The following is a 19,130-nucleotide window of genomic DNA, read 5'->3' on the forward strand; positions in this document are numbered from 1 at the left end:
AGCACACCAGCAATGCTTTCACTCGAACGAGGTACGGCAGCGACCTGTGAATCTCAGCTCAGTGTCGGATCCGACTTCAATCCGACATCGACCGTGAGATTCCGACACGAAATTTGAGACCCTACACACGGTCAGAAGCCCTGCCCCATGGCCTCGATCTTGCTGAACCTGCCGCGGAATCCAGCAGTCACAATGCCTGTGCTGCCCTCACGGTTCTTCGCAACGATCATGTCGATCTCGCCGGCCCGCTCGCTCTCCGGCTCGTAGTAGTCCTCGCGGTGGAGCAGGATGACCGCGTCGGCGGCCTGCTCGATCTCGCCGGACTCACGCAGGTCCGACAACTGCGGGACCTTGCTCTCCCGACCGGTCGTCTGACGTGAGAGCTGGGCAGCGGCGAAAACGGGAAGGTCGAATTCCAACGCGATCTCCTTGAGGCCGCGGGCGATGGCGTCAACCTCGTTGGTGCGGTTCCCGCCCCGGCTCTGGCCGTCGGGCTTGATGATCTGGAGGTAGTCGATCGCGAGCGCGTGGGGCAGGCGGTCCTCGATCTGCCAGCGGCGCAGGGCCGAGCGGATCTGCGGCACGGTGATGCCGCCGGGCGGAACGATGAGCCGAAGGGGCGAGGCGACGACACGGCCGCGGACCTTGTCGTACTTCTTCCACTGATCCGGGGCCAGGGCCCGCTTGCGGATGTCGTGCTGCGGGATCTCAGCCTCTGCGGCAATCAGCCGGTTCATGATCTGGCGGCGGGCCATCTCCAGCGAGACGAACGCCGCCGGCCGACCATGTACGACAGCGAGGTGGCGCATGAGATCGAGCAGCGCCACCGACTTACCCATACCGGGGCGGCCCGCGAGGATCACCAGGTGGCCCGGAACGGTGCACAGCATCGACTGGAGGTCCTCCCACGGCATGGGCAGGCCCGGGTTCTCGCCTGCGGCCTGATCGTCTTCCCAGGCCTCGACCAGCTCCTCCATGGGCATGTCCCACCCGGCGGGGTCCTTGCCCATGTCGAAGCTCGCCTGGAGCGCCAGTAGTCGGGCGGCGGAGGCCTCGATCACTTCGGCCGGGTCCGCGTCCTGGGCATAGCCCATCGCGGTCACCTTCGTACCGGCCTCGATCGCCTGCCGCAGCTTCCACTTGTCACGGACGATCTCGGCGTAGTACGACGCGTTCGCCGCCGTCGGTACGGTCTGCACCAGGGTGTGCAGGTAGGAGGCGCCGCCGACCTTCGCAAGGTCGCCGCGCTGGGTAAGCTCCGCCCCCAGCGTAATGGGATCGACCGGCTCGCCCTTGCCGTACATGTCGACCATGGCGTTGTAGATCGTCTCGTGGGCGGGCTTGTAGAACTCGTAGCCCTTGAGAATTTCCACCACCTCGGTGATGGCGTCCTTGGAGAGCTGCATCCCGCCGAGGACGGACTGCTCGGCATCCAGATCCTGCGGCGGTACTCGGTCGAAGCCGTTAGACGCCCCCCGGAAGGTGTCGGGGACATCGCCGTGGTCCTGAGCAGGCAGCATCACGGGGTCGCCCTCGAACAGGCTGCCTTCGCCGGCGGGGGTCTGGGGTGTCATGCTGGTCATCGGATCTCTTCTCTTGACGGGTTGGGATCACCACGGCGGCCGGTTTCTTCGCGGGAGCACGGCCGCCGTGACGTTTGTAGGGGCGGATCAGACTGCGGCGGGTTGCCGCATGCCACCGGGGTGGCACTCGGGGCACTTCACCAAACGACCGCCTTGCCGACGGAACCGCTCGGCAACGAGTTCGGGCGGGGTGCCGTCGTTGCACTCGCCGCACCACTCAGGGACGGCAGGCCGCTGGCCGGGCACCTTCGTGCCGCGCGGCGCCGGGCACTGCGGATGGGTCTTAGCCCGGGCCAGGTCCAGGTAGTTGCGGCTGACCATGAACGGGACCACCGCCTGCGTCAGCCACTCCGGGGAGTCCTCCGCCGCGATGGCCTCGGCCGCGTCCATGGCGATGCCGTCCAACTGACGACGGCTCGGGCGAGTGCCACGCTCTGCCTTCCACAGGTTCGCGAACTGCTCAGCAACGGCAGCAGCAGCCACGGCGGGGTCTTCGCCGACTCCCTTGCCCGGCACCAAGGTGGTGTTCGTCGGCGCAGCCGGAATCTCTCTCTCTTCGACCGTCTCCTCAGCCATGTCACCGGGTACCGCTGGGGCACCCGTGACAGGAGAGAGAGAAGACCTAATAGGAGTCTGAATACCACCCTTGTTTCCGCTGGTCAGCGGCTTGCAGCCGCTCGATTTCTGCGCTCGACTGCTCGATTTCTGCTGAGCGCTGCTAGAAATCGAGCGGTCGAAACGACCTGCGGTTTCGTCTCCCAGGCCCTCGGCGGGAGCCTGTTCCTCCAGGTCAGTACGACCGCTCATTTTTGAGCGGACGACGCCCTCGGGGGTCTTCGTGTGGGTCGGCGGGGTGATCGGGTTCTCGCGCCAGTCGGGCCGGTACGCGTCGAGCTTCTGCCACGTGTTCGCCCAGCCGACATGCACGTCCGGGGGGAGGTCGTGAACCTTGTAGCGGCGGGAGATGGTCTGGATGCCGCCCTTGCCGGTAGAGGTCACGATCCGCTCGCCGTCCGGGTTGGTGACGAGGTTGGCCTTCTCCAGGCGCTTGAGCGCGGCTCGCACGGTCGACTCGCCGACCGGCTTCTCTCCCTCCTCGGTCAGCAGCCAGCACAGCTCATCGACCGACATCCGGCGCAGGCCCCGCGGGCTCGACGTCAGCATGGCGCGCAGCAGCGTGTAGAGCTTGAAGTCGGTGGGCTTCATGCCCGAGAGATGCAGCACCCAGTGCCGAACTACGGCGGGCGACCAGTAGTCGGTGATATCGCCCTCGAACAGGAACTCACCCTCGTCGGGCGTCGGCCGACGAGGAAGACGCCGACGACTCACGGGGTCACCGCCGGCGGAGTCGCGGGCGGCCCTGCGAGGGCCACGGAGGGAGTCAGTGTCGCGACGCTGCGTGTTGCGGGCGAGGTGTGGATCATGGTGCGGGGTCTCCCCTGGGTGGTTTGGGGAGCCGCAGACCGGCAAGTGACGGAAAAGAGACGTTGAGCTGGGACACGCTGCTGCGTGCTAGCCGCTACTCGTTCTATCCTGGTAGTGGTGACCTCGGGCCCCTGGCAGGGCTCGGGCCCCGGCGTCATCGCCGACCTACGACTCAAGCTGTGGAGGCGGGAGTCGATTTGGGTGGCCGTCCTGCTGGCAAACAGGGCGGCCATCGGCGTTTTAGGGGGCTCGTGCCGGCCGGAGCGAGTCGAGGATGTAGCCACCGGCGGACGTGCTGCGGATGACTGGCCATCCTTCGATCTTGCACCGCTGGCACCGGAGTCCTGAACGCATTTTCGAGCTGCTGGTGCGTTGCTGCGGCGAAGACGGGTGCTGAGTACGAGTCATCGTGGTGCCTTCCTGGTTCCGTTGGTTTCACCGCGATTGCGGCTACTCGGATCAGTGCGGCGCCGACCACCACAATCGGCTGCCGCCCTGCGCAGTTCCTCCCGGTGTGCTCGGGAGGGGAGCCCTGCATCTCGCGCATTGTCCTCCCCCGAGGACCACTGCGTGGTTAGCCTGCCAAACCCGGTGTGTCGACGGTGTACAGGGGTGCTTCGGGGTACACAACGAACGACGCAGGGCGTTGCGCCATCCAGCCGGACAAGCGGTGGGAGGGCGCCAAGGTCCGAACGTGCTCGAACCCTTGGTTCAGGTAGTAGCTCTGCAACTTCGCGTTGTCGCGCCAGACGTCCAGCCGAAGCCACGGGAGCCCTCGGTCACGTGCAACGCCCCCGGCCCAGTCGAGCAGTCGGCCTCCAAGCTGCTGACCAGCCGCCGAGCGAGCCGTGATGAGCTTCGAGACATAGACCGCCGACTCGGGGTCGTCAGCCCTCGTCCAGAAGTCCGCATCCGGACGCGCCAGGGTGATGGTCCCCAGCAACTCGCCGCTGGCGTCGGGAACCACCCAGGTGCGCCCCTCAGCGATGTCGACCTGCCACTTAGCCAGGGCGCGCTCACGGAAACCGGGCGAACGCCACTGATCGATGCCTGCGTTGGCAAGCCACTCCTCGGCTTCGATCCGCAGCTTCATGAGGGCGTTGGAGTCGTCCGGGGAAGCTGGGCGGATGAGCTGTGACAAGGGTCAGTCCTCGATCTCGTAGACGAGCGTGTTGAGGTCACCGGGGGCGATGGTGACCATGCAGCGGACGGCGGTTCCAGCCGAGTTGTAGCCGACTCGGACGTGTCGGAGGACCGGGACCGTGCTGCCGGTCGGGAGCCCGAGACGCACGGCCTGGTCGGCGGTCAGGGTCCACGCGCGCAGCTTGTCCACCTTGCGCGTCTGGGCGTACTGCCTGTCCTTGATGTTGGCGAGGATGCCTCCCGGCATGGTGACGTCCTCTTCGTCCATAAGCGGCGTATCGAACGCGACCTCGGTAGGGAACCAACTGTCGGCGAGCTGGAACGGCTCACCGTCGACGCGGCGGGTTCGCCGGCGGGCGACGACGAAGGTTCCGGGCTGGACGCCAAGCTCCCTCGCGATGTCCGCGGGCGCGCGCTCCACGCTGACGATGGGGGTGTCCTGGCTAGGCACCCGACCGAGTTCGAGGATCGCGGCCTTCCAGTCGTCTATGCCGTTCTCGACGTCGTCGCGACGATTGCCGTGCTCGAACCGGTGCATGGCGAACTCGATCGGCTCGACTCGCCGAACGAAGACGCCCTTCCCCTGCTGGCTGGTGACACGTCCTTCGGCCCGGAGGATTCCGATGGCTTGCCGAAGTGTCTCGGCGCTCGTCTCGAATTCCGCGACCAGGACGCGAGTTGGCGGTAGCTGGCGCTCAATGTCGCCGTTGTCGATACGCGAACGCAGGACAGTGGCGATGTCTTTCGCCCCCATCCGCTTCTTTGGCTGGCGGGTTGTCATGCCGAACAGACTACCCGGCTTGTCTAGTGAAGCTACCCCGGGATGGGACTTCTTTGGCTGCCGACTCCATTTCCGCAGGTAGAAGTTGCTTTCCCAGTTGCAGTGACGCGCCGTCAGAGCCGTTGCGGCTCCTGGTTGTTGACGGCTTGCCTGGTGAAGGCTTACGGTCTTTCCAGCTTCCCCAGTTAACTAGGGAAGTGGTCGGGAAGGGTGTGCTCGTCATGCCTTCTGACCTGCTTGAACTGCTCGAAAGCGCACCGCCAAAGCTGGTCTGACCAGTCTGACCAGCACGGGACCACCGTCAGATGACGGCAGGCCGGGGCGGGGGTGCACGTCACTTGAGAACTGAACAGCGTGCCAAGAGATGAGTAATTGGGCCGGGCCGCCGGGCGCTCTCCATGCGAGGGCTGCCCGGCGGCACTCCAAAGGCACAGGTCATGAGGGGCGTGCCCGACTGGTTCGGGCTCTCCGGAGACAGGGGTTCGAGTCCCCGCTCGCCTACCGCGCCGTCCCTCGTACGGCGCGACCCCCGACACGGCGATTGCAGCGCCGATGTGCCGGGGGTCCACGGATCAACCAGCAAAGGAACCGATCCGCATGACCATCATCGCAGTCACCACCGCCGCCCCGATCCGCACCAAGGCCGTGTCCGACGGTGTCGAGGACGTCGTCAACGAGGCATGGAGCGTGTTCGGTGAGGTACAGGACCTCGTGAAGCTCGGCATCGAGGTCGAGGTGACCGTCCGCCCCGGCCAGATCCTCGCGGACCTGGTCGTCCGCAAGGAAGCCGCGCACCTGCTTCCGGCCCTGGTCAAGGAGCTGGAGAACAGCGGCATCACCCGGACCGAGAGCGGCTTCCGGGTCGCCGGGACGATGTGCCAGGGCAACGTGAGCCTGCGCATCATCGTCGACAGCTCGCAGATCACCGTCGAGCAGATCGAGGCCTTGGTTGCCGCGGTCGACGTCGACTTCGACGCGTTCGCCGCCGGCGCCGAGTACACCGAGTACACGGGGTGGGCCGCATGACCATCACCCTGCTCACCCGGCCGAAGAAGAGGGCCGTCCAGCACTTCCACGACCAGCACGGGCCGATGGACGGCTGGTCCGGTGACGACTTCGAGCACTTGCTCGACCTGCTCGTCGTTGTGAACGCCCCCGGGCCGCTGGCTCGGCTCCGCTTGCGGCTGACGCTGCTGATGTGGACCGGCGCAGCGATGCCGCTCTACGCCCTCGGTGAGCTGCTGTGGGCGATGCAGAACCGGGCCTCCGAGCGGCTGGAAAAGCTCATGGACCGGCTGGACGACCGCTGCTCGAACATCGAGGCCGCGTGCAGGCGGGCCGGTGACCACGCGCTGGTCGAGCGCGTCAGCAACGCCTTCGAGTGGATCTCGACCCTGGCCAACTCCGTTGGCCGTACCGCCGCCCGCCGCGTACGGGGCTGACGGACCGAACACCGAGGTGGCCGCCGGGAGGCGGCCACCTGCATGAGAGGAGGTCGGTGTGGGGGCCCGTAAGCCAACCGCCAACCGCAACACCCGGAAGACGACGACGCCGCGCCGCCAGGCCAAGGCGGCGGCCCCGCCGCCGAAGCCGGAGGCGCGGGACGACGGCGAGGCTCTGGCCGCAGACCTCCGTGACCGCGCCGCCGACGTGATCGACAGCGCACGGTGGACCGGGGCTCAGGAAGCGGCGGTGCTGATCCAGGCCGCCAAGGAACAGGTCCAGCAGATCCGCCAGGCGGCGGCCGCCGACGCCAAGCGCGTCCTGGTGGGGGCCGCCGACGAAGTAGGGGAGCGGCTGCGCCGAGCCGAGGGCGACGCGGACACCATCCGCGCCGGTGCCCGGGGCGACGCGCAGACGATCCTCGAACAGGCTCGGCGTGACGCGGCCGCCGCGACCGAGGAGGTCATGGCGGCCGCCGAGGAGCAGGCCAAGGGCCTGCTCGCCGATGCCGAGACTCAGGTGAGCGTCGTGCTCGCCGAGGCAGAGGACCGGGCGAACGCCCTGGTGGACCTGCGCCGGACATCGGCGGAAGCCGCCTACCGCAAGGCCCTGGACGACGCTGCCTGCATCGTCGGTGAGGCGCAGGGCCAGGCGGTAGAGATCAGGACGGCACGGGCGGCACTCGACTCGGAGCTGGAGCTGGCCCGCCGGTCGGCCCGGCTCGACCTGGACGAGGAGCTGAACGCGCGCCGGGCGGAGATCGACGCCCAACTCACGGAGTACCGGGCGGAGGTCGATGCCGCCCGGGCGGAGATCGAGACCCAGTTCCGTCAGCTCGGCGAACAGCACGAGCGGGAACGGCAGGCTCAGCGGGCTCGGCTCGCGGCCGAGTCCGAGGAGCTGCGCAGGGAGGCGGAGCGGGAAGCCCGGACCGCCGCCGGCGGGGTGCGTAAGGAGGCGGACGCCAAGCTCGCGGAAGCCAACCGCGAACTGGCGGCCGCCCGAGAGGCCCGGCGCGTCGCCGAGAAGCGCGCGGCCAGCCTCAAGCGGACCCGGGATCGGGCGGAGGTCGTCAAGCAGGGCAGCGTCTGGGTTGCCCTCGCGGCCGTGATCGTCCTCACCGCCTCCGGCGAGTGGGCCTTCGCCCGGATGGTCGGGCTGGGGGACACGCCGTTCGGAGACATGGGGTGGGCGCTGCCTCTCGGTCTCGACGTCTACGCGGTCACGGCCTTCCGCATGAAGCGGGACGTGCCCTACGCGCTCGGCCTGATGGCCGCCACCAACATCACGTACCACGTGGCCGACATGACCGGCCACGGCGTGACGGTGGTCGACGGCAAGCAGCACCCGAGTATCGGGCTCATCGTCGTCGCGGTCCTCGTCGTCGTCGCCATCGTCTGGCGCGTCCACCGCCTCCTGGAGGACGACCACGAGGAGAAGGAGACGGCGCCCGCCGAGCCCGCGGCGGACACGACCGCCCCGTCCGCCGGACGGGGTGAGCCGGACCGTACGACCATCCCCAACCCGGACCGTACGGGCGACCCGAACCCCGACCGTACGGAACCCCGTACGGAACCCGCCCGTACGGCCCGTACGGCAGACCGTACGGACGCAGACCGTACGGACCGTACGGCGGCCCGTACGGCGAAGACCCGTACGGCCCGTACACCCGCGCCCCGTACGGGCGGCCGTACGGCGGCTGTCCGTACGGACGCCGAGGCGGTTCAGATCCTGCGGGGCCTGGACCGTGACGGCGACTACGTCACCGTCAACGCCGCCCGTACGGCCGTCGGCTGCAACCGCGACCGGGCCGTACGGCTGCTGGACGAAGCAGGGCTCCTGAGCCCTGCGGACCGAGAGAAGCACCTCGCCGCTCGCTGATCCGCGCGGCGCCGTACGTCGCGGGCTGGGCCCGCCACTGCCCCCGATAGTCGGCGGGCCCCTTCCCCCGAGAGGAGAACACCCCGTGCCCGAGATCGAGCACATCAACACCGAGGTCCTGAACCGGGTGCCGGCGGAGTTCCGGCCCCTGCTCAACCTGGACCACCTGGCCACCTGGACGCTGGACCGGCAGCGCGAGCACAACGCCGACCACGGCGACTACGAGGCGGTTCGCGCCCTGTTCCAGACCGTCCTCCTCTCCCAGCACGTGGAGGGAGACGGCAAGTGGGCCGCCCGGCGGCGGGCCCGGAAGGTCGGGAAGCACCTGAACCGCCTGGTCAAGGCCTCGCGGGACGCGGCGCAGGCCTCGGAGGGCCTGCGTACCGCGTACGCCGACCACGTCCGCACCGTTCAGGCCCTGCCCGGTCAGCGGGCGGCCAAGGCGAAGGCCAAGGCCGACCGACGAGGCCAGGTGAACGCTTTCGCCACGAAGTCGCTGAACAAGACGGTCGCCGCGATGGCGACCCGACCCGACGGCGACGAGGAGTCGAGTGAGGAAACCGCAGGTCACAGCGCCGCCAAGGGGTCCGGAGGTCGGACCGTCCGGGGCGTCAACGACCTGTTCGACCGCAAGGGAGCCTGATCAGTGCAGCAGGTGCCCTCGACCTCCGAGGTTCGCCGGGCCCGCCGCGCCGCCCACTGGGCGGAGCGGCAGGCCCGGCAGGTCCAAGCGCGAGGCGACGCGGGTCTGGCCGACGCCTGGTGGGACCGGGCCCGCGCGCTCTGCAAGGCCGATCCGGAATTGTGGAACGACCTCGCGCGGACGCTGGAGAACTGGACCAGCCGTCACGACGGCAGTCACGGCGCGTAAGCGTCATCACCATCATCATCACCCGGGGGCGGACCGGTTTTGGGGGCCGAGGCGGGCGCGCGGGCGCACGGGCGCGCGGGCGCGCGAGGATCTCCCATCCGGTCACCCTCTGTCAACCCTGGAGAGCACGTGGCTGATGACCCTCGGGACGACAACCGGAGCGACAACGTCGTCCGTTTCCGATCACGAGGAGGGGCCCCGCCGGGGCTCCCCCCGATCCCGGGCGCCCCTCCCCCGGCGCCCCCTGCCCCGTCCGCCGAACCGGCGCCACCGGCCGCCGAGCCGGAGGCAGGCGGCGGCGACGGGATGATGGTCCCCACCCGGCGGCGCCGGTCGGCGGCCGACTCCCTGGCCGACCTCACCCCGGCACTCCCGCCGACCCCCGTCTCGACTGGCGCGGCGGGCACCGTCGCTCTCCGCTCGGAGGGGACGACGCCCGCCCGCCGGGACGACGGGGACGCCGAGGCGGACGGTCCCGGCGTCGCCGCTCTCGGTCTCGCGGCGACCCTGGCCATCGCGCTGGCCGCCCTCCGGGGCACTGCGACGGCGCTGACGGACTGGCGCCAGCGGCACCAGGAGCGCGCCGAGGAGTTGGCCCCGCTGCGCGAGGCCCGCCTCAAGCACCAACTTGCGGGCGAAGAGGCCGCCGCCAAGCACTCCCTCGCCATGCAGGGCATCAGCGACAAGGCGGCGCAGAAGCGCGGCAAGTCCATCCCCTCCAGCCAGGACTTCGGCCGCAAGTCGCTGGGGGGCGGCCGCGGCTCCCTCATGGGAGGCGGCGGCAAGGGCAGCGGACCCGGCGGCAAGGGTGCCGGCGGGACCGGGCCCGGCCGCAGCGGCAAGGGAGGGCCCGGCAGCGGGCTGACGCCGAGCAGCAAGAAGACCTCGCCGAAGACATCCAACGGGCTCGGCTCGGTCGGCACCAAAGGCAAGGGCGGCTCGAAGTCGCCCGGCTCGGGCTCCGGGAAGAACGGATCGTCCGGGAAGAACGGCGGCTCGGGGTCGGGGATCAAGTCGCCGTCGGATGGCAAGTCCCCCAGCTCGAAGAAGTCCAGCCCAGCGATGGAGCGGGCCCGCGGCCGCCAGGAACGGGCCGCCACACGGCAGGGTGCCAAGATTCAGCGGCGCGCGGACCGGCAGGCGGCCCGGGCGGAGAACCGGGCCAAGGACCGCGACGCCGCCCGTGACCGTAAGACCCGTGGGGCCGACGCCCGGCAGGACACCAAGGACCGGGTCCGCAATGCGAGGGCCGACGCGAAGCAGGCCCGCAAGGAGCAGGTGCGGCAGGACCGGTTCGAGGCCAAGCAGAAGGCGCGCAAGGCCCGGGCCAAGGCCCGCCGGAAGAAGAAGGAGACGGCGGCAGCCGCCGACGCGGACCGCACGACGCTGTGGCAGGCCACGAAGAAGGAGGCCCGGCGCCGACTGAAGAAGCGACGGAAGAACCTCGCCCCGCCCGTGCTGACCACGGTCAAGCGCAAGAAGTCGAAGAAGAAGGGAGGCAAGAGCGGCGGCACCGCACCGGCCGGGCCGAAGGTCGACCTGACCAAGAAGCCGAAGCCCAAGCCGGGGACCGCCCCCAAGGTCGACCTCACGAAGAAGCCGAAGCCCGCCGCCGGTTCCGCCACGGACACCGGCCCGAAGGTCGACCTTACGAAGAAGCCGAAGCCCGCCGGCGGTTCCGCCACGGGCACCGGCCCGAAGGTCGACCTGACCAAGAAACCGAAGCCGAAGCCCGGCGACACGAAGGGCTCCGGGCCCGGCAGGAAGAAGAAGGTCCGGGTGAAGTCGAAGAGGAGGCGCGGCTCCGCCACGGGCACCGGCCCCGCCGACCGGCGCAAGGCCAGCCGCAAGGAGCGGGCCCGCCGCGCGAGCGAACGGGCCCGGACCAAGACGGAGGACACCGCCGACTCCGCCGGAAGCGGCTGGGAGTTCTACACCCCGCCACCGCGCGGGGAACGGCGCAGCGCCTACGACTCCATGCGGGACACCGACCCGCAGCAACAGGAGGTGTGGAAGGCGGAGCAGGTCTTCCCGCCCGGCTACCAGGCCTCCCCGCGCGAGCCCCTGACCACCGGGGCCCGCGGCCTCCCCGCCGGAAACGGCAGCCCCACCACGACCACGAAGGAGGCGCCCGTGGGCAACTCGCCCGCCGTGCAGACCGGAGCCGTCACGACCGCGATGGACGACGGCATCAACCCCGAGCACGCCACGGAAGTGACGCTCGATGACGTCGTGGACTTCCTGGACGAGGTGGTCTCGGAGGCCTTCGCCGCCCACGACGAATGCCTCCAGCTCGCCGCAAAGGCCAAGGAGCTGATGTACGCGCTGGACGAGGTGGCCGCCCGGCTGGCCGCCAAGCACAACATCATCGGCACCGTCACCGCCTGGGCGATGCGCAAGCTCGCCGAGTCGATGGAGGTCCTCTCCCGCAAGGCCGAGGAGATGTCCACCAAGTCGCTCCACGCGGCCGAGACCTGCGAGACCGCGAAGACCGAGCTGGACGACGCGTACCGGCCGCTCACCCAGGCGACCGCGGACGCGGGCCTTCGCACCCCGTCCGCCCGCGTGCACAACGAGAACTAGGAGGCCCCCGTGTCCGGAGAAATCGTGCCCGGCCAGGTCGTATCCGGGGAGATCGTCCCCCGCGAGAGCTACGTTCCCGCGGTCCCCGACAGCGGCGACAACCTCCCGGCGATCCCCGACAGCAACCTGGGCTTCCTCAGCCTTGGTCTTGCCGTCACCACGCTCGCCGCGCGGGCACTGCTGCTCAAAGAGAAGATCTGGGCTCTCCAGGCGCTCTTTCGTCGCAACGCCGATAAGGCGAGCAACATGTCGGAGATGTGTGACGCGGCGGAAGTCGAGCCGCGATTCACCGCTCTCATCATGGAAGGTGCCACCTCGCTGCGGGAAGTCGCCGAAGCCTCGGGCGACTTGGTGAACGCCGCCGACGAGATGCAGATGAACGCTCAGGGCTTCAAGGACGCCCACCAGGGCGAATACGGCGGGATCTACGAGGCCGTGCAGTCCATGGGCGTGCAGCAGCCCAAGCCCGGATTCAACGAAGTCAAGTAACTGAATAGCCGCCCCGGCCGCGAAAGCGCCGGGGCGGAAAGCCCTCACGGGAGGGGCTCCGGCGAATTCGCCGGAGCCCCTCCCCTTCTTTCCTCCCGGAGGGGAAATGACGATGACGACGACCGACGTCGTGAAAGCCGATGCCGCCGCCGGTGAGCGGGGGCTGACACGCAAGACCGCCCGCCGCCTCGCCTGGGCGGAGCGCACCGTGTACGCCGCCGCCGGCACCTGGGCCGCCATCGGCCCGCAGATGGACGTGCCGTGGTGGGCGCACGGCGCATCCCTGGCGACCGGTGCCCTCACCGGTGTCGTTCTGTGGAAGCGAAGCGACACCGACGACTGGACGCGGCGGCTCGTCTCGTCCCTGCGGTCCCTGCCCGTACTCGGCTGGACCGCCGCCTACACCGGCGGCCTCCTGGTCCCCGTCTTCGACTACCCCAACGGGTGGCCGATGCTGGGAGCGGCCGCCTGGACGGCCGTGATGATCCCCATGACGCCCTGGACGCGGTCCAAGGGCCTGAAGCGGGCCGTCGACAACCTTCCGGTCCTCGCGGGTGAGCCGGAGGTCGTGGACGCGGAGCCGGTCACCTTCGCGGACCACATGCGGGCCCTGTGGAACCAGTCGCAGGCCACCGGGGAGACCACCCTGGAGGGCATCCGCCAGTACGACCCCCACGAGCCGGACTTCGAGGCGATCGTCCTGGCCCCCGCCGGCCACACCGTGCCGCGCACGCTGGACGAGCGGGCCATCGCCGGAGTCTTCGACGTCCCGGTCGACGCGGTCCGCACCGCGGCGGTCGACGGGTACGGCCCGGGCCGCCTCGCCATCCAGGTCGCCCCCCGCCTCGCCGAGGCTCGGCGCGTACAGGAAGCCCTGGAGGTGGAAGCCGAGGACCCGGGCGCCGCCCTGGAACGCATCTGGGCCGAACACGTCAACAACACCGGCGGTGCCGCCCCCGGCGTCGACCTGGTCGCGTACGCGATCGGCGAGGACCAGATCCGGCTACGGATCGCCGCCCCGCGCGGCAAGACGCTGCGGGTCAACCACGAGGCCCTGTGCTCCGCGCTCGGCATTGACGACATCTCCCGCCTCGTCATGGAAGGCGCGGGCCCGCGCGAAGCGGTCGTCTACATCTACCGGGCCAACCCCCTCCTCCACGTCAGGCCCCCCACGAAGGAAGACCTGACGATGGACGACCGCGGCCGCATCTCCATCGGCGTCGCCCACGACGGCACGGTCGCCCGCATCCAACTGTTCAACTACGACACGGGCCGCGCACAGCACGGCATCACCGCCGGGACCACCGGCGCGGGCAAGTCCGGCCTGATGCGCCTCTTCGGCGCCGCACAGCGCATCTCGGGCGTCATCTCCTGGATGGCCGACGTCCAGGGCGGCATGTCGATGCCCGAGATGGAGGGCCGCATCGACTGGTTCGCCAAGGGCCCCGAAGAGACGATGCAGCAGCTCCGCGCCCTGCACGCGGTCAAGCGGTACCGCGAAGCCCACAGCAACGGCCGGGGCGACTTCGACTTCAACGGCCCGTGGCGCCTTATCCAGTGGACCGGCGACGAGATCAACCGCCTCCTGTCCTCCCTGGACCAGGACGTCCGCAAGGAAGCCGCCTGGATGATCGGCGACCTCCAGAAGACGGGCCAGAAAGTCGGCATCGGCATCGACCTCGCAGTCCAGTCACTCCACCTCAAGGAACTCGGCGACAACCACGAGATCCGCGAGAAGGGCAAGGAAGGCCACGTCTTCCTACTCCGCACCGCCTCCTCCTCCACTCAGGGCATGGGCCTGGACGGCATCGCCCCGATCGGCGCCCACATCTCCCCCATCCCGGAACGGATCTACGAGGGCGCGGGCGCCAAGGAGCTGTTCGAGGGCACCGCCAACACCGAGGGCGTACCGACCCCCGGCATGGGCTGGCTGATCACCGAGGGCAAGGCCATCTTGTTCCGCACCTTCGTCCTGAAGAAGGTCAACGGCCTCTACCCCCAGCTCCAGGAGCTGATGGACGGTCACCCGATGCCCACCCTCACCGAGGGTGAAGCCCGAGCCGCCGGCGCCGCGTACGCCCACCGGGGTACCGCGGCCGCCAAGGAGGCAGGAAAGGCCACAGAAGGCCCGTCGCAGCCCCCGCAGGGCACCGCTGGCAGCGGCGGCCCCGACGGTGAGCCGGGGCCCTCCACGGGCTTCCTGGAGGCCGACAGCAAGGGCAAGGAGCGGGACGCCGAGGAACTCCCCGAAGCGCCGTCGCCCATGGCGGCCGCCAAGGCGAAGGCCCCGACGATCCGCGAGCGGATTCTCGCCGCCCTCCAGGGCCACCCCGAGGGCCTGGCGCTCAAGGAGATCCGCGCCGCCGTCGGCTGTGGCACCGAGGGCGGCCCCGCCACCCGCAGCGTGAACAACGAGGTCAGCACGCTCGCCGCCGAGGGCGAACTCGTCGCGCTCGGCAGGGGCGTCTACCGCCTGCCCTGACCCGCCCCGAAACGGCAGGGGACCGGCTACTCCGTCAAGACCGGCCGGTCCCCTGCCCACTCCCCCAACGCATCGAAGGAGCCACCCCAGTGAACCACCCCGACCGCCCCGCCGGCCGCGCGCTCAGCGAAGCCGAAGCCGAGGCCGAAGCCGCCCGCCTCATCGCCGAGGGCTACAGCAACAACGCCCCGGTCACCACCTTCTACAAGGACGCAGTCCCCGCCCCCACCGTCGGCACCGCCCCGCCCGAGACGCAGCCCGGCCGCGCGCCCATGAGCCAGGGCGCCACCGATGCCAGCGTCCTCATGCTCGCCGGTGCGGGTTCCGTGTCCATGGTCAGCGTGTCCGCCGGAATCCTGATGTACCTGTCCCAGTACGCCGACCCCGTCGTCTGCGGCATCGTCCTTGGTGCCCCCACGGTCGTCGTCCTCGCCCTCTGCCGCCTCGTCCGCCGGGCCAAGGAAACAGTGCAGGCCGCCCCGCCCGTCGTCCACCACCACTACGAGGGCACGGTCGTCCAGGACAACACCGAGATCACCACCCACACCCGCGGCGTCATTGCCCGCACCCACAACCGGTTCGAAGGCTGAGAGGGAACGATCGTGAAGCGACCCGACAACGTCCTGGCCGCCGTCCTCGAAACGCACGGCGGGCACTGCGCCTGTCAGGGCGCCTGCGGCAAGACGCACACCGGCGACGGCGAACGCTGCAACGCCGCGAGCAGCGGGAAGAACAAGCCCCTGCTGGCCGCCCCGCAGACCCCGCACGCCACGGACGTCCAGAACGCGGCCGCGCCGCTGGAAGAACTGCGGCCCTGGTGCTGGCCCTGCTGGCGGGACGCGCTCGCCGCCGAGCGGGCCCGCGCCAACGACCGCCGCACGCAGGAACTGACGGAGATGCAGATCGGCCTGTTCGACGTCGACACCAACGCCGCGGCGCAACGTCGGCTGACCACCGACGCGGGAGCGGCCGGACTTCTGGCCGGATGCATGGCCGCCCCCGCACTCCCCGTCCAGCTCGACAACCGAGGAGAACTGGAACCCCGTTGACACCGTCCGCCGGGCCGGACGTTCATCGCGGCCTGTACGCGGCACCTGAGCTGAACAACAAGAAGCGGGCCCCGTCCTCGGACGGGGCCCGCTTCTTTGCGTTCAGGCGGTCTACGCTGCCGCAGCTTCGCCTTCGGGGCTCTCCTCTGCGGCTTCGGTCGCGTCAGTGGCCCCGCCTTCAAGCTCGGCAGTCTCGGCGTCGGGCTCGCTCTCCAGGAACGTGACCTTTACCCCGCTGACCGAGGACAGGACCTCGATCAGGGACTTCACCGCAGTGCGGGCGCGCTTAGGGTCGTGCGCCAGCGCGGCCTGGACGGTGCCCGTGTCGAAGGTCTTCGCGGCCTTCGACAGGGCTCGAACGGCCTTCGCGGGGTCGGCGGCTGGAGTTGAAGGTGTCCCGGCCTCCAGAGACGCGAGGTAGGCGATCACCGCATCCTCGGTCTTCCCCTTCTGCCCGGCAGCGGCCTTCGGTAGGGCCTCCACGGCGCCCTGGACGAGTGCGGCGGTGACGCTTGAGCCCTTGACCTTAACGAGCCCCAGGTACAGGTAGACGGCCGCCTGCACGCTGTGTTCCTCGACCAGTGGCACCAATGCCCACGCGTGTCCGTACCCCAGCTTCGTAGAAACAATTGTTTCCAAACCGCCTCCTGGCCTGGCCTGGAACAGCGCTTCGGCTACACGCCAAGTGCGGATCAGCTTGCCCGCGTACTGCGGGGTGATGTCCCACCTGGCCTGGGTGTACTCCTCGAAGGTCTCGAACTGCGCCCGGTAGAGGCGGGCGTCCCGCACAACCTGGAGTGCCTTACCTGCGGCCCAAAAGGCGAAGCGCAGATTCTCGATGGCGCTCTCGCACTTGACCAGCATGTCCTGCTCCTGCGCGATGAGCGCCGGAGTGTTGGTGAGCTGTTTCGTGGGAAGCTTCGCGGAGTCGCCAAGTGCGCGTGCCAACTCGATCGCGTTGTCCGGACGTCCCGGGGCGGCAGGAGCGCCGCCCACATTGATCGCCTTACCCATCAGAGCATCTGTTCCATCGTCAGGGCCACGCGCATGAAGTCCTCACGCGCCTTGAGGGCCGTACCCGACATCTTGTATTCGGTGACCAGAGTGCCGTTCTCGTAGGCGTGCTCGTGGATGGTGTACCGGCGGATCGGGTCGGCGACCCGCGGATAGTTCCGCTCGTCAATCCACGCCTTGACCTTGTTGAGCTGCGTCTCGAACTTGTCCTTGCCGGGATCATGCATGTTGATCACGACCAGGAAGGGGATGCCGCGCGGCTTGAGTACGCGCTCGATCGTGTACTCGCACTCATCCCAGGTGATCTTTGACGGGGTGATCGGGACGATCGCCAAGTCGGCGACCTCCAGCACCTCGCGCAGCGCGTCGGCTGTCCGGCTCTCGCCGAGCGGATCGGCTCCCCACTCGGCGTCAGGGTCGACGTCCAGGAAGCCGGGGGTGTCAACGATGATCCGTCGCCGGTCGGGATCGTTGATGATGCCGGGCAAGATGTGCAGCTTCGACTTGGTGACGACGAAGTCGAAGGGGAGGGCCTCCTCTCGTACGCCTGCGCACCACTTCTCCAGGGTGCCCTGGACGTCGATGCCGGCCGCGACGACGGGAGCGCCTGCGGACTCGTCCGCGTTGGACATCACCGCTGATCGGCCCGCGCACGCGGCCGTGTTGACGGCGATGGTGGACTTGCCCGCGCCGCCCTTCTGCTGGATGACGACGATCACTTTCGCCGTTCTGGCGACAGCGTCAGCGGCCGTGTCGATGGCCGTTGACAGGGCTGTGGGTGTACTCATTCCGAGGCCTTCCGTTGATTTCACCGCGCGAGAGGCGGTTACTCGGATCGGGCACAGCTTGCCAGACGTTTGGGGTGTCGATGCGCATCGCGGCCTACCGGAAAGAGCAATGGCGTTCGAGTGAAATCGAACGACTTGGAAACAGTTGTTTCTACTCTCAAGCCTGTTCGGGGATTTCGGGCTGACTCGCTCCCGCTGCTCGGTTGATCGCGGCGCGGAGTAGGTCGCCGGTGGTGAGTACCTTGGCGCGGAGTCGGTCGCGGATCTCCAGCGCGGACTGCGGTGCGGACGGTCGCCCGGCTGCGGCCGTGAGGGCGAGTTCGGCGGGGATGCCGTCGCGTTCGGCTTCGCGGAGGGCGACCTCGACCCCGTCGCCCCAGCGGTCTGCCCAGTCCTGGAGTGCTTCGACGGCCTCCTTGCTGGTCCAGTACGCGGCGCGGCGGACGGTGTCACCGAGCTTGTACGGCAGGTTCACCGACACGCGATGGGTGTAGCCGCCGTCCCCCATGGGTGCACTGGGCGGGGTGCCCCACGGGCGGCCCGGCGCCTCCAGCTCGCCTTCCGGGGGCTTGGGCCACTCGCGGTCCATGCCGCGGGCGCGCAGCTCCTCGCGTACGGCGCGGGTCACGATGTCGTCCCGGGTGCCGCCGAACTCGCCGGTGCGTCGCATCCGGGCAACCCAGGCCCGGATGTCACGCCGGATGGCGGCTGCCTCTCGCCGCGACATGCCGGGCATGATCAGCTCCCGCCGGCGTGTGGCGATCCACTCCTCCTCGCGGTCCCGTTCGTCCTTGCGGTGCGCGTTGAGCGCCTTCAAGGCGTCCTCGGTCACCGCCACGTGGAACTTCATCTTCACCATCGCCATGGAGGAAATGTAGCCAGATAATTGGGAGGCGTACCGCTGCCGCTGGAACGCAGGGTGCCGTGAGGCAACCACCGGTGCGGCAGGGGAAATCCGCTGTTGGTGAGTCGTAGGGTCAAAGAGGATGGATCATGTCCGGCCGCTCTTGAGCATCCGGGCGAGGCCGGGGGGCACCCCTGGCCCCGTCTGCGGTGACGGCGTGCCGGGCCGGGTCCATGGCCTGTGCCCTACCAGCACCACGGGGGAGTACGCGTATGAGCATTGAGGGAGTGGAGCCGCCGCTCCACGAGGACGAGGGGAACCGCAGTGACGCAGCTCAGCAGGCACGGGCAGACGGCTCGGGAGTATTGGGAGACGTACCGGCCGCAGGCCCTGGAGTCGCTGGGGAACCCGGAGCAGCAGGCGGCGTTCTTCCAGGAGCTGGACCTGCGGGTGACGGAGAAGATCGGGCAGACGACGACCGAACTCCTCCGGAAGCTGCCGATGGAGCAGCGCGCGGCGGCCCGGCGGGCGACCCGGTCGCAGGCGCAGGAGCTGGTGTACGCGGAGGAGATCTGGCTGGAGAAGGAGCCGGGGACGGAGCACCGGGAGATGTAGCCCCGCCCCGCTTCCGGCCGGAGGGTCAGCGGGACCTCGCCCCTGCGGGGCAGGGGGAGCGGGCCCGCGCCAACCTCGCGGCCCTGGAGACGCTGCGCGTCCTGGAGCGCGAGCAGCGAGCGGCCACTGAAGAGGAACA

The 19,130-nt window shown here is 69.4% G+C and carries 18 protein-coding genes; 11 read left to right on the forward strand and 7 right to left on the reverse strand.

Annotation, left to right across the window (positions count from 1 at the left end):
- Nucleotides 1-131 precede the first annotated feature (131 nt).
- The 4 genes from QC283_RS36950 to QC283_RS36965 form a co-directional block, all read right to left on the reverse strand.
- Nucleotides 132-1,583, reverse strand: a complete 1,452-nt coding sequence (locus QC283_RS36950) for a replicative DNA helicase (protein ID WP_279566171.1) — start codon at nt 1,581-1,583, stop codon at nt 132-134.
- An 87-nt stretch (nt 1,584-1,670) separates the two neighbouring features.
- Nucleotides 1,671-2,912 (reverse strand): hypothetical protein, encoded by a 1,242-nt coding sequence (locus tag QC283_RS36955; RefSeq protein ID WP_279566172.1) that lies wholly within the window; start codon nt 2,910-2,912, stop codon nt 1,671-1,673.
- A gap of 670 nt (nt 2,913-3,582) precedes the next feature.
- Nucleotides 3,583-4,149 (reverse strand): GNAT family N-acetyltransferase, encoded by a 567-nt coding sequence (locus QC283_RS36960; RefSeq protein WP_279566173.1) that lies wholly within the window; start codon nt 4,147-4,149, stop codon nt 3,583-3,585.
- 3 nt (nt 4,150-4,152) lie between these two features.
- The gene (locus QC283_RS36965; RefSeq protein WP_279566174.1) at nt 4,153-4,932 is read right to left on the reverse strand and encodes a GntR family transcriptional regulator; all 780 of its coding nucleotides are present in this window, start codon (nt 4,930-4,932) and stop codon (nt 4,153-4,155) included.
- A gap of 597 nt (nt 4,933-5,529) precedes the next feature.
- Between QC283_RS36965 and QC283_RS36970 the strand changes: the two genes are divergently transcribed.
- The 10 genes from QC283_RS36970 (at nt 5,530) to QC283_RS37015 (ending at nt 15,730) form a co-directional block, all read left to right on the forward strand.
- Complete coding sequence (locus tag QC283_RS36970; protein WP_279566175.1) at nt 5,530-5,958, forward strand: hypothetical protein; 429 nt, start codon at nt 5,530-5,532, stop codon at nt 5,956-5,958.
- The gene (locus QC283_RS36975; RefSeq protein ID WP_279566176.1) at nt 5,955-6,374 is read left to right on the forward strand and encodes a hypothetical protein; all 420 of its coding nucleotides are present in this window, start codon (nt 5,955-5,957) and stop codon (nt 6,372-6,374) included. The genes QC283_RS36970 and QC283_RS36975 overlap by 4 nt, the downstream gene beginning before the upstream one ends.
- Before the next feature lie 58 nt (nt 6,375-6,432).
- Nucleotides 6,433-8,256 carry a hypothetical protein gene (locus QC283_RS36980; RefSeq protein WP_279566177.1) on the forward strand — a complete coding sequence of 608 codons (1,824 nt, stop codon included), beginning with the start codon at nt 6,433-6,435 and terminating at the stop codon, nt 8,254-8,256.
- Between the two features lie 85 nt (nt 8,257-8,341).
- Nucleotides 8,342-8,899, forward strand: coding sequence for a hypothetical protein (locus tag QC283_RS36985; protein ID WP_279566178.1), 558 nt, complete (start codon nt 8,342-8,344; stop codon nt 8,897-8,899).
- 3 nt (nt 8,900-8,902) lie between these two features.
- Nucleotides 8,903-9,127: a hypothetical protein gene (locus tag QC283_RS36990; RefSeq protein ID WP_079187921.1), complete on the forward strand. Its 225-nt coding sequence runs from the start codon at nt 8,903-8,905 to the stop codon at nt 9,125-9,127.
- 306 nt (nt 9,128-9,433) lie between these two features.
- Nucleotides 9,434-11,710 carry a hypothetical protein gene (locus tag QC283_RS36995; protein ID WP_279566179.1) on the forward strand — a complete coding sequence of 759 codons (2,277 nt, stop codon included), beginning with the start codon at nt 9,434-9,436 and terminating at the stop codon, nt 11,708-11,710.
- 9 nt (nt 11,711-11,719) lie between these two features.
- Nucleotides 11,720-12,199, forward strand: a complete 480-nt coding sequence (locus QC283_RS37000; protein WP_279566180.1) for a conjugal transfer protein TraB — start codon at nt 11,720-11,722, stop codon at nt 12,197-12,199.
- Nucleotides 12,200-12,311: 112 nt separating this feature from the next.
- Nucleotides 12,312-14,681 (forward strand): hypothetical protein, encoded by a 2,370-nt coding sequence (locus QC283_RS37005; protein ID WP_279566181.1) that lies wholly within the window; start codon nt 12,312-12,314, stop codon nt 14,679-14,681.
- Nucleotides 14,682-14,770: 89 nt separating this feature from the next.
- Nucleotides 14,771-15,271 (forward strand): hypothetical protein, encoded by a 501-nt coding sequence (locus QC283_RS37010; RefSeq protein ID WP_279566182.1) that lies wholly within the window; start codon nt 14,771-14,773, stop codon nt 15,269-15,271.
- 12 nt (nt 15,272-15,283) lie between these two features.
- Nucleotides 15,284-15,730, forward strand: a complete 447-nt coding sequence (locus QC283_RS37015; RefSeq protein ID WP_279566183.1) for a hypothetical protein — start codon at nt 15,284-15,286, stop codon at nt 15,728-15,730.
- A gap of 111 nt (nt 15,731-15,841) precedes the next feature.
- Here the strand turns inward: QC283_RS37015 and QC283_RS37020 are convergent, their stop codons facing one another.
- The 3 genes from QC283_RS37020 to QC283_RS37030 form a co-directional block, all read right to left on the reverse strand.
- A complete protein-coding gene (locus tag QC283_RS37020; protein WP_279566184.1) occupies nt 15,842-16,744 on the reverse strand; it encodes a hypothetical protein in 903 nt (300 codons plus the stop codon).
- Entirely contained in the window at nt 16,744-17,532 is a 789-nt protein-coding gene (locus QC283_RS37025) for a ParA family protein (RefSeq protein WP_241847167.1), read from the reverse strand. Before QC283_RS37025 ends, QC283_RS37020 begins: the two co-directional genes overlap by 1 nt.
- 157 nt (nt 17,533-17,689) lie before the next feature.
- Nucleotides 17,690-18,397 (reverse strand): hypothetical protein, encoded by a 708-nt coding sequence (locus QC283_RS37030; protein ID WP_279566185.1) that lies wholly within the window; start codon nt 18,395-18,397, stop codon nt 17,690-17,692.
- 303 nt (nt 18,398-18,700) lie between these two features.
- Here QC283_RS37030 and QC283_RS37035 point away from each other — a divergent pair, with 303 nt between their 5' ends.
- On the forward strand, nt 18,701-18,991 hold the full coding sequence (locus QC283_RS37035) for a hypothetical protein (protein ID WP_279566186.1): 291 nt from the start codon (nt 18,701-18,703) through the stop codon (nt 18,989-18,991).
- The last annotated feature ends 139 nt before the right edge of the window (nt 18,992-19,130 follow it).

Source organism: Streptomyces sp. DH41 (assembly GCF_029813785.1).
Taxonomy (GTDB): domain Bacteria; phylum Actinomycetota; class Actinomycetes; order Streptomycetales; family Streptomycetaceae; genus Streptomyces.

Coding starts and splice junctions, on each gene's coding strand:
- QC283_RS36970 (WP_279566175.1), top strand. CDS start 5,530: ATGACCATCATCGCAGTCACCACCGCCGCCCCGATCCGCACCAAGGCC.
- QC283_RS37005 (WP_279566181.1), top strand. CDS start 12,312: ATGACGACGACCGACGTCGTGAAAGCCGATGCCGCCGCCGGTGAGCGG.
- QC283_RS36995 (WP_279566179.1), top strand. CDS start 9,434: ATGATGGTCCCCACCCGGCGGCGCCGGTCGGCGGCCGACTCCCTGGCC.
- QC283_RS36950 (WP_279566171.1), bottom strand. CDS start 1,583: ATGACCAGCATGACACCCCAGACCCCCGCCGGCGAAGGCAGCCTGTTC.
- QC283_RS37025 (WP_241847167.1), bottom strand. CDS start 17,532: ATGAGTACACCCACAGCCCTGTCAACGGCCATCGACACGGCCGCTGAC.
- QC283_RS36975 (WP_279566176.1), top strand. CDS start 5,955: ATGACCATCACCCTGCTCACCCGGCCGAAGAAGAGGGCCGTCCAGCAC.
- QC283_RS36965 (WP_279566174.1), bottom strand. CDS start 4,932: ATGACAACCCGCCAGCCAAAGAAGCGGATGGGGGCGAAAGACATCGCC.
- QC283_RS37020 (WP_279566184.1), bottom strand. CDS start 16,744: ATGGGTAAGGCGATCAATGTGGGCGGCGCTCCTGCCGCCCCGGGACGT.
- QC283_RS37030 (WP_279566185.1), bottom strand. CDS start 18,397: ATGGCGATGGTGAAGATGAAGTTCCACGTGGCGGTGACCGAGGACGCC.